Source organism: Actinoplanes sp. G11-F43 (assembly GCF_050589265.1).
In the GTDB taxonomy this organism is placed as follows: domain Bacteria; phylum Actinomycetota; class Actinomycetes; order Mycobacteriales; family Micromonosporaceae; genus Actinoplanes.
The window spans coordinates 257010-267039 of record NZ_JBNZCE010000004.1 but is presented as its reverse complement, the minus strand read 5'-3'; the positions used below and the strand labels follow the sequence as shown (position 1 = coordinate 267039).

At 69.2% G+C, this 10030-nt stretch carries 8 protein-coding genes; 5 read left to right on the top strand and 3 right to left on the bottom strand.

What is annotated here, in order from left to right:
* Window positions 1–213: 213 nt before the first annotated feature.
* Window positions 214–1434 carry a WecB/TagA/CpsF family glycosyltransferase gene (locus ACQ0O7_RS05060; protein ID WP_430780554.1) on the bottom strand — a complete coding sequence of 407 codons (1221 nt, stop codon included), beginning with the start codon at window positions 1432–1434 and terminating at the stop codon, window positions 214–216.
* A 62-nt stretch (window positions 1435–1496) separates the two neighbouring features.
* Between ACQ0O7_RS05060 and ACQ0O7_RS05055 the strand changes: the two genes are divergently transcribed.
* From ACQ0O7_RS05055 to galT, 4 genes are all read left to right on the top strand, one after another.
* Window positions 1497–2429 carry a sulfotransferase family protein gene (locus tag ACQ0O7_RS05055; RefSeq protein WP_430780553.1) on the top strand — a complete coding sequence of 311 codons (933 nt, stop codon included), beginning with the start codon at window positions 1497–1499 and terminating at the stop codon, window positions 2427–2429.
* Window positions 2429–3343, top strand: coding sequence for a glycosyltransferase family 2 protein (locus ACQ0O7_RS05050; protein ID WP_430780552.1), 915 nt, complete (start codon window positions 2429–2431; stop codon window positions 3341–3343). Before ACQ0O7_RS05055 ends, ACQ0O7_RS05050 begins: the two co-directional genes overlap by 1 nt.
* 70 nt (window positions 3344–3413) lie before the next feature.
* Window positions 3414–4190: a DeoR/GlpR family DNA-binding transcription regulator gene (locus ACQ0O7_RS05045; RefSeq protein WP_430780551.1), complete on the top strand. Its 777-nt coding sequence runs from the start codon at window positions 3414–3416 to the stop codon at window positions 4188–4190.
* Complete coding sequence (galT, locus tag ACQ0O7_RS05040) at window positions 4187–5272, top strand: galactose-1-phosphate uridylyltransferase (RefSeq protein WP_430780550.1); 1086 nt, start codon at window positions 4187–4189, stop codon at window positions 5270–5272. Before ACQ0O7_RS05045 ends, galT begins: the two co-directional genes overlap by 4 nt.
* A gap of 124 nt (window positions 5273–5396) precedes the next feature.
* Here galT and adhE read toward each other — a convergent pair whose 3' ends face one another.
* Both adhE and ACQ0O7_RS05030 read right to left on the bottom strand, forming a co-directional pair.
* Entirely contained in the window at window positions 5397–8009 is a 2613-nt protein-coding gene (gene adhE, locus ACQ0O7_RS05035) for a bifunctional acetaldehyde-CoA/alcohol dehydrogenase (protein ID WP_430780564.1), read from the bottom strand.
* A gap of 90 nt (window positions 8010–8099) precedes the next feature.
* The gene (locus ACQ0O7_RS05030; protein ID WP_430780549.1) at window positions 8100–9317 is read right to left on the bottom strand and encodes an NADP-dependent isocitrate dehydrogenase; all 1218 of its coding nucleotides are present in this window, start codon (window positions 9315–9317) and stop codon (window positions 8100–8102) included.
* A 132-nt stretch (window positions 9318–9449) separates the two neighbouring features.
* Between ACQ0O7_RS05030 and ACQ0O7_RS05025 the strand changes: the two genes are divergently transcribed.
* Window positions 9450–9992, top strand: coding sequence for a hypothetical protein (locus ACQ0O7_RS05025; protein ID WP_430780548.1), 543 nt, complete (start codon window positions 9450–9452; stop codon window positions 9990–9992).
* The last annotated feature ends 38 nt before the right edge of the window (window positions 9993–10030 follow it).

Here is a 10030-nt window from a genome sequence, read left to right as displayed (position 1 = left end):
GCGGGCCCGCACACACCACGTGCCACAAAACGGCGCGGATCACACCACAACGCGGCACGCCGCGGGCCCGCACACATCACGTGCCGCGAAACGGTGCGGATCACGCCGTAATGCGGCACGCTGCGGGCCCGCACACATCGCGTGCCGCGAAACGGTTTGGGGCACGTCGTCGCGTCGTCGGCGGGACTTGTGTGGCGGCTGGATCGGGCTGAGTCAGAAGTGGCGGGAGTTGCGGCGGCGGGGGGCGGCGGCCAGGAGGCGGAGGGCGTAGGGGGCGTCGTGGCGGAGGTATCGGCCGGCCAGGCGGCGGGGTTCGACGCCCAGGCGGTGGGCCCATTCCAGGCCGGTGCGCTGCATCCAGAGCGGCGCCCGCTGGACATCGCCGGCGACGAAGTTGACCGCGGCGCCGCAACCCACGAACCAGGTCTTGGGGAGGTGGGGCCGGAGACGTTCGATGACGATCTCCTGTTTGGGGAAACCCAGGCCGACGAAGACCAGATCCGGGTCGGCGGCGATGACCTGATCACAGACCTCGCGGTAGGTGGCCTCGTCCTCCTCGAAACCGTAGGCGGGGCTCAGGGTTCCGGCGATCCGCAGGCCGGGACTGGCCCCGAGGAGCCGGGCCGCCGCTCGCGCCGCACCGCAGGAGGCCGCCGCGCGGTCCGGGGCGACGGGGGTGGGCCGCTCCCTCCCGGCCGTCGATGAGTCCTTTGTCGAGGTAAGGGCCGCCCCTTCAGCGCCGGGTTGATCGATCGCCGCGTCGAGGGCACGGTTCCGGGCCGCGGCGGCCCGGGCTCTGGTGATCGTCTCGTGGGCGCGCGCGGTCGCGGCCCGGCTTCTCGCCCCCGCGCTGCGTGCTTTGGCGGCCGGGCGGGCAGCGGCCGCCGGGGACGCGAGGCCGCCGTCGGTGATCATGCGACGGCCGACGGCCGGGGAACGCCCGGCAGCGGACCGGCCGGCCACCGAATCGGCGGCAACGGACCGGCCGGTCGCCAGGTCGACGGCGGCGGGCCGGCGGGATACCGGGTCGACGGCGGTGCGGCGGCCAGCGATGGTGCCGCCGGGGGCGGGGGTGCCGCCGGGGGCGGGGGTGCCACCGAGGAGGAAGACGCTTCGGGCGTCTCGGGCCAGGCCCGCGGACAGGGACCAGATCAGGCTGCTGCCGGCCACCCGCTCGGGCAGAGGGTTGCCGCCGAGACGGCTGGCCCAGATCAGCGGCATGCCGTCGGCGACGATCAGGTCGGCGTCGTCGAGGTGGCGGCGGGCGTACGGGTCGGCGGCGGCCCGGCGCATGATGTCGACGTTGGGGGTGATGATCCGGCCGCCCCGGCCGCAGGTCAGCGCGTCCCGGACGACGGCTACGACCTCGTCCTCGGTGATGCGGTCGATCCCCATCCCGTCGAGGTGTACTCGGTCGAAAGCCTCGATAGTCACCTAACGCCTCCTTTTGCCTGCTTCACTCGTTACCAGAGCGAAACGAGCGAAGGCGAGCCAAAGTGGCACAAGTTCTATTTCTGGGTGGATTCGGACGAAGCGGAACTACCCTGGTGGAACGCCTGCTCGGCGAGCTGCCCGGGATGTGCGCCCTCGGCGAGGTCGTTCACCTGTGGCAACGCGACATCCGGGACGACGAGCGCTGCGGGTGTGGGGCCCGATTCTCCGGCTGCCGTTTCTGGCGCCAGGTCGGCGACCGGGCCTTCAACGGCTGGTCGAACGTCGACGTGGACCGGGTGCACCGGCTGCGGGACGCGGTCGAGCGGACCCGGCACATCCCCCGGCTGGCCTCGGCCACCGGCGCCACCCACGAGGTGCGCGAGTACGCCTCCTACTTCGCCCAGGTGTACACCGCCGCCGCCGAGGTGTCCGGCGCCCGGGTGGTGATCGACTCGTCGAAGCATTCGGCGCTGGCCCACGTACTGCGCTGGGCGGACGATGTGGACCTTCGGGTGGTGCACGTGGTCCGGGACGCGCGCGGGGTGGCGTACTCCTGGACCAAGACCGTGTCCCGTCCGGAGACCGACGGCGTGGACGAGATGACCCGCTATTCCCCGGGCCGCTCGGCGATGCTGTGGAACGCGCACAACGCCGCGTTCGGCCTGCTCGCCCGCCGTGGGGTGCCGGTGCGCCGGATCCGCTACGAGGAGTTCCTGGCCGATCCGCGGGCGGCGCTGACCGGCCTGGCCGACTTCGCCGGCCTGCCGCTGACCCCTGACGATCTGGACTTCCTGCGGGCCGGGCACGCGGATCTGCGGCCGGGGCACAGCGCGGCCGGCAACCCGATGCGGTTCACCGTGGGCCGGCTGGCGTTGCGCCGGGACGACGCCTGGGTGCGCGCGTTCCCCCGGTCGCAGCGGCGGCTGGTGGGCGCGGTCTGCGGTCCGCTGCTGCGGGCGTACGGCTACCCGATCACCATCGCATCGGAGGCGTGATGAACTGGCCGTCCGTCGGGGTGGTGGTGCCCACCCGGAACCGTCCCGAGCTGGTGCGCCGGGCGATCGACGCGGTTCGGGCCCAGCGTTATCCGGGCGAGTTGCGGGTGGTGGTGGTCTACGACCAGACCGAGCCGGACTATCTGCTGGCGGCGGCGGACGAGGTGCCGGTGCTGGTGCTGACGAACTGGCGTACGCAGGGGCTGGCGGGCGCCCGTAACACCGGCCTGATGGCGCTGGACACCGAGTTGGTGGCGTTCTGCGACGACGACGACCAGTGGCTGCCGGACAAGTTGCGCCGTCAGGTGGCGGCGTTGCTGGCCGAGCCGGAGGCCGAGTTCGCCACCTGCGCGATCGAGGTGGAGTACGAGGGCCGGACCACGCCGCGGCTGGCCGGCCGATCCCGGGTGACGGTCGACGATCTGGCCCGGTCCCGGATGGCGATGCTGCACTCGTCGTCGTTCCTGATGCGCCGGGAGGCGCTGGACGCGGACGCCGTCGGGATGGTCGCCGAGGACGCCCCGGGCAGTCAGAACGAGGATTGGGATCTTCTGCTCAGGGCGGCCCGCCGCGCGCCGATCGTGCACTTGGACGAGCCGTTGGTCCGGGTGTTGTGGGGGCGGACCTCGCATTACGCGTACGAGTACGCCACCAAGATCTCGTCGTTGCGCTGGATGATGCGGCGGCATCCGGAGATCAGCGGCTGCCGGCCGGGCGCGGCCCGGGTCTACGGCCAGCTGGCGTGCTGGTCGGCGGCGTCGGGTAACCGGAGTGCGGCGTGGATGTACACCCGGGAGGCGGTACGGGCGAATTGGCGGGAGCCGCGGGCCGCGATCGCGTTGGCGGCGATGTCGGGTGCGGTGAAGGTGGAGAACGTGCTGTCGGTCCTGCACAAGCGGGGGCGCGGTATCTGAACTCACCCTTTCGCACGCACCCGACCACCAGGTACTGTTCGAGTGTGTTCGAAATAGTGCGGCTCACCTGATGCTGGCGCAACAACGTCAGGCCGCCATCCTGGACCGGGTGCGCGCCAGCGGCGGCGTCCGGGTCACCGAGCTGGCCACCGAGTTCAGCGTCTCCGACATGACGATCCGCCGTGACCTGGAGGCGCTCGCCGAGCGTGGGCTGCTCGCGAAGGTACATGGCGGCGCGACCACGGTCAGTCCCGGTTCCGCCCACGAGCCCGGATTCACCGCCAAGTCGGTGCGCGAGCGGGGTGAGAAGTCGGCGATCGCGATGCGCGCGGCCGCCCTGGTCTCCCCCGGTGACGCGATCGCGCTGTCGGCCGGCACCACCACCGCCGAGCTGGCCCAGCGCCTCGTCGACGTGCCCGCGCTGACCGTGGTCACCAATTCGATCCCGGTGGCCGACGTCTTCTACCGGGCCGGGCGAGCCGATCAGACCGTGGTGCTCACCGGCGGGACGCGTACGCCATCGGACGCTCTTGTCGGTCCGGTCGCCGTCGCCGCGATCGGCGCCCTGCATCTGGACATGCTCTTCCTCGGGGTGCACGGCATGAGCGAGCGCGCCGGCTACACCACCCCCAACCTGATGGAGGCCGACGTCAACCGTGCCCTGGTGGAGGCGGCCGAGCGCCTGGTGGTGCTCGCCGATCACACCAAATGGGGCACCGTCGGCATCTCCTCGATCGTCCCGCTGTCCCGCGCCCATGTGCTGATCACCGATGACGGCCTGGACGAGGGAGCACACGACCTCCTCTTGGAAACCGTTCCTGAACTCGTGGTGGTGAACCCGCAGTGAGCCCGACCCGGTCGACCGTCCGCCTCTCCGACGGCCGTGAGCTGATCTATTTCGACGAGTCCCCCGGCAGCGGCCGGTCGGAGTTCCCGGACACCCGGCAGCTCCCGCCCCCGCCGCCGGCCTCGCAGTTGCGCTACGACCCGCTGACCGACGAGTGGATCGCGGTCGCGGCGCACCGCAACACCCGCACCTTCCTGCCGCCGTCGGACGCCTGCCCGCTGTGCCCGACGACCGAGCGGTTCGCCAGCGAGATCCCGGCGCCGAGCTACGACGTGGTGGTCTTCGAGAACCAGTTCCCGTCGTTCTCGGACCGGATCGTGCCGGACGAGATCACCCAGGTCACCGACATGGTTCCGGTACGCCCGGGGCACGGCCGGTGTGAGGTGGTCTGCTTCACCAGCGACCACAACGCGGCGTTCGGTTCGCTGCCGGCGTCCCGGGTCCGGACCGTGATCGACGCGCTCGCCGACCGGACCGCCGAGCTGTCGCAGCACCCGGAGATCGCGCAGGTCTTCCCGTTCGAGAACCGGGGCGTCGAGATCGGCGTGACCCTGCACCACCCGCACGGCCAGATCTACGCCTACCCGACGGTCACCCCGAAGACCGCGGCCTACCTGCGGGCGGCGAAGAAGCATCAGGACCAGACCGGCCGCAACCTGTACGCCGATGTCCTCGCCGCCGAGCAGGAGGCGAAGGTCCGGGTGGTCGCGTCGAACGAGCACTGGACGGCGTACGTGCCGGCCGCCGCCCGCTGGCCGTTCGAGGTGCACCTGGCCCCGCACCGTCAGGTGCCGGACCTGCCCGCGCTGACCGACGGTGAGCGGGACGCGTTCGGGCCGCTCTACCTGGACGTCCTGCGCCGGTTCGACGGGCTGTTCGGCAAGCCGATGCCGTACATCTCGGCCTGGCACCAGGCGGTCACCGGCGAGGGCCGCGACCTGGGCTACCTGCACATGCAGCTGTTCAGCATCCGGCGCGCGGCGGACAAGCTGAAGTTCCTGGCCGGTTCGGAGTCGGCGATGGGCGCGTTCGTCAACGACATCGTCCCGGAGGCCGCCGCCCAGCGCCTGCGCGACATCTAGCCTGTTTGCGGAAGAACCAAAGTCCCAGGTGTTCGTCGAGAAGACCACTCGACGAACGCCAAACGTTGGGGAGGCCCGGGACAAGGCCTCCCCAACGCTGTCAACGAGTGTCACGACCTGCGGGTTACGCCCCGTAGTAGGCGTTCTTCATGATCCGCTTCATGTCCTCCAGCATCGGCATCCGCGGGTTGGCCGGCGCGCACTGGTCGAGGTAGGCGTTCATCGCCTGCTGCGGCAGCGCCTCCAGGAAGTCCTTCTCGTCGACACCGGCACCCTGGAACGACGGCGGGATCCCGACCGCGTCCCGCAACTTCTCCACCGCCTTGGCGTACGACTCCACACCCTGCTCCGGAGTGTCGGCCGGCAGTCCGAGGTGGCGGGCGATCTCCTGGAACCGCTCCGGGGCGACGTACCGCTCGTACTTCGGCCAGCTGTTCAGCTTCGCCGGAACGGTGCCGTTGTGCCGGATCACGTGCGGGAGCAGGATCGCGTTGGTCCGCCCGTGCGCCACGTGGAAGCTGGCGCCCAGGGTGTGGGCCATCGCGTGCACGATGCCGAGGAACGCGTTGCCGAACGACATGCCGGCGATGGTGCCCGCGTTGTGCATCTTCTCCCGGGCCAGCGGGTCGTCGCCGCCCTGCTTCACCGCACGCTCCAGGTTCTGGAAGATCAGCTTGATCGCGTGCAGGGCCAGACCGTCGGTGAAGTCGCTGGCGTAGACCGACACGTACGCCTCGGTGGCGTGGGTGAGCGCGTCGAAGCCGCTGTCCGCGGTCACCACCGGCGGCAGGTCCGCGGTCAGGTGCGGGTCGATGATCGCCACGCTCGGGGTGAGCGCGTAGTCGGCCAGCGGATACTTCTGGCCGGTGGCGGTGTCGGTGATCACCGCGAACGGGGTGACCTCGGCGCCGGTGCCGGACGTGGTCGGCACACACACCAGCTTGGCCAGGTTGCCCAGGGTGGGGAACTTGAAGGCCCGCTTGCGGACGTCGAAGAACTTCTCCTTCATGTCCGCGAAGTCGACGTCCGGGTGCTCGTAGAGCAGCCACATCACCTTCGCCGCGTCCATCGGCGAGCCACCGCCCAGCGCGATGATCGTGTCCGGGCGGAAGGAGCGCATCAGAGCCGCGCCGGTACGGACGGTCTCGATGCTCGGCTCCGGCTCCACCCCGTCGATCACCTGGATCGTGACCGGCTCGGGCCGCTCACGCAGCACGTTGCTGATCCGGTCCACGTACCCCAGTTTGGTCATGGTGTGGTCGGTGACGATCGTGACCCGGCTGACCTCGGGCATGTCCCGGAAGTAGCGGATGGCGTGCGGCTCGAAGTACATCTTCGCCGGCACCTTGAACCACTGCATGTTGTTCGTCCTACGGCCGATCCGCTTGATGTTGAGCAGGTTGAGGGCGGACACGTTGTCGGAGACCGAGGTGTGCCCGTAGCTGCCGCAGCCCAGGGTCAGGGACGGGCGGAAGCCGTTGTAGATGTCACCGATGCCACCCTGCGAGGCGGGCGCGTTCCAGATGATCCGGACCGCCTTCATCCGCTTGCCGAACCGCTCCGACAACTCGGCGTCCTTGGCGTGCACGACCGCGCTGTGACCGAGCCCGTGGAACTCGACCATCTGTTCGGCGTACCGAATCCCCTGCTCCTCGTCCTGGGCCTTGAGCACCGCCAGGACGGGGCACAGCTTCTCCCGGCTCAACGGCTCGGCCGGTCCCACCTCGCTGATCTCGGCGAGCAGGATCGAGGTGTCCTCGGGGACGCTGAACCCGGCCTGCTCGGCGATCCACACCGGCGACTGCCCGACCACCGCGGCGTTCAGCTTCTCGCCCACGCAGTCGGTGCCCTCGCCGCCGGCCGGCGGGAAGATGAAGTCCTGCAGGAGCTTCTTCTCCTTGGCCGTCACCAGGTAGGCGTGCAGCCGCTTGAACTCCTTGATCGCCTTGCCGGCGATCGACTTGTCCAGGATGACGGCCTGCTCGGAGGCGCAGATCATGCCGTTGTCGAAGGTCTTCGACAGCACGATGTCGTGCGCCGCCCGGACCACGTCGGCGGTCGGGTGCACATACGCCGGGACGTTGCCGGCGCCCACCCCGAGAGCCGGCTTGCCGGTCGAATACGCGGCCCGGACCATCGCGTTGCCGCCGGTGGCCAGGATCGTCGCGACCCCGGGGTGGTTCATCAGAGCCGAGGTGGCCTCGATCGACGGCTGCTCGACCCACTGCACACAGTTCTCCGGGGCGCCCGCCGCGATCGCCGCGTCCCGGACCACCCGGGCCGCCTCCGAGCTGCACTTCTGCGCGTTCGGGTGGAAGGCGAAGATGATCGGGTTGCGGGTCTTCAGCGCGAGCAGCGCCTTGAAGATGGTGGTCGAGGTGGGGTTGGTCACCGGGGTCACGGCGCAGACCACACCGACCGGGTCGGCGATCTCGGTGATGCCGTTGACGTCATCACGGTGGATGATGCCGACCGTCCGCATCCCGGCCATGCTGTTGGTGACGTGCTCACAGGCGAAGATGTTCTTGACGGCCTTGTCCTCGAACACCCCGCGCCCGGTCTCCTCGACCGCGAGCCGGGCCAGTTCACCGTGCTTGTCCAGCGCCGCCACCGAGGCTTTGCCGACGATGTAGTCGACCTGCTCCTGGGTGAAATCGGCGTAGGCGGCCAGTGCCTTCTCCGCGTTACCGACCAGGCCGTCGATCTCGTTCATCTCACGCTCCTTCGTCGACTCAATCGTCGTCCGGAGGGTGCGTGGCCTGAGAGTGCAGAAGGTCCCGCCACAGGCGGGACCTTCTGCTAGTTAATACTTGTTCAGGCTCTTCATTCAGGCGCTGAGCTTGCGCGCCAGGTTCTCGTCCAGCGCGTTCATGAACTCATCGGTGGTCAGCCACGGAGCGTCCTTGCTGATCAGCAGGGCGAGGTCCTTGGTCATCTGGCCGCCCTCGACGGTCTCGATGCAGACCTGCTCCAGCGTCTCGGCGAACATGGTGACCTCGGGGGTCCCGTCCAGCTTGCCGCGGTGCTTGAGGCCACCGGTCCAGGCGAAGATCGAGGCGATCGGGTTGGTGCTGGTCTTCTCGCCCTTCTGCCACTGCCGGTAGTGCCGGGTGACGGTGCCGTGCGCGGCCTCCGCCTCGACACTCTGGCCGTCCGGGGTCATCAGGACCGAGGTCATCAGGCCGAGCGACCCGAAACCCTGCGCCACGGTGTCGGACTGCACGTCACCGTCGTAGTTCTTGCACGCCCAGACGTAGCCGCCCTCCCACTTCATCGCGGCGGCGACCATGTCGTCGATCAGGCGGTGCTCGTAGATCAGGCCGGCTTCCTTGAACTGCTCGGCGAACTCGGTCTCGAAGACCTCCGCGAACAGATCCTTGAAGCGCCCGTCGTACGCCTTCAGGATGGTGTTCTTGGTGGAGAGGTAGACCGGGTAGTTGCGGGCCAGGCCGTACCGGAACGAGGCGCGCGCGAAGTCGCGGATCGACTCGTCGTAGTTGTACATCGCCATGCCCACGCCACCGGCCGGGAAGTCCGAGACCAGGAACTCCATCGGCTCCGAACCGTCGGCCGGGGTGAAGGTGACGGTCATCTTGCCGGCGCTGGGCGCGACGAAGTCGGTCGCCTTGTACTGGTCGCCGTGCGCGTGCCGGCCGATGATGATCGGCTTGGTCCAGCTCGGGACCAGACGGGGCACGTTGCTCATGATGATCGGCTCACGGAACACGACACCGCCGAGGATGTTGCGGATCGTGCCGTTCGGCGACCGCCACATCTTCTTCAGGCCGAACTCCTCGACCCGCGCCTCATCCGGCGTGATCGTGGCGCACTTGACGCCGACGCCGTGCCGCTTGATGGCGTTCGCCGCGTCGATCGTGACCTGGTCGTCGGTCTCGTCCCGGTACTGGATCGACAGGTCGTAGTACTCGAGCTCGACGTCGAGATACGGCAGGATCAGCTGCTCACGGATCTGCTTCCAGATGATCCGGGTCATCTCGTCGCCGTCGATCTCCACGACCGGGTTCTTGACCTTGATTTTCGCCATCGGCCGGCGCTCCTCTCCCGAAACACATGCTTAGCAGTACGAGCGTACTGCCCGCCCGCCGGAGATCGCCGGGCGGCCCCGCTCTACCATCCCAGGACTGACGGAATCGGCACGGCGGTTTAGCCTCTGACGGTGCTTTTCGATGTCATGTGGAGACGCCCCCGCAAGTGGGTCATGATCCCGTTCATCATCCTCGTCATCGCGGCGTTCTTCGCCGCCGGACTCATCGTCGAACAGGCCGTCGCCCTGTCCCGCCTGCTCACCGGCGGACAGCTCACCGGCATGGCGATCGCCGGCTGGATCTTCTACTTCATCCCGTTCGCCCTGCTCTGGGCGGTCGCGCTGTTCATCGAGCGGAAGGCCGGAACCAACCTCACCGCCGTCTGCCTCGCCCTGCTGATCCTGCTGGTGCCGATCGTCGCGCACACCTTCCCAGCCGGCTACAACGAGACCCTCGCCGACGCCATCACCGGGCCCGGCGGCGGCGCCTTCGTGGCCGGGGCACGCAACGCCGTCCTCGGCGGCCTCATCCCGACCGTGCTCGTCCCGTTCGTGCTCTTCAACGAGAACCTGCGCGTCCGGTTCGACGACCGGACCCTGCGCCTGATGATGATCGCGCCGGTGGTGGCCGTCCTGACGGCGACCCTGATCGCCGCCGTCGTTCTGGCCCCATGAAAGCCGCCGTCGTTCTGGCCCCATGGAAAAGGGCCAGA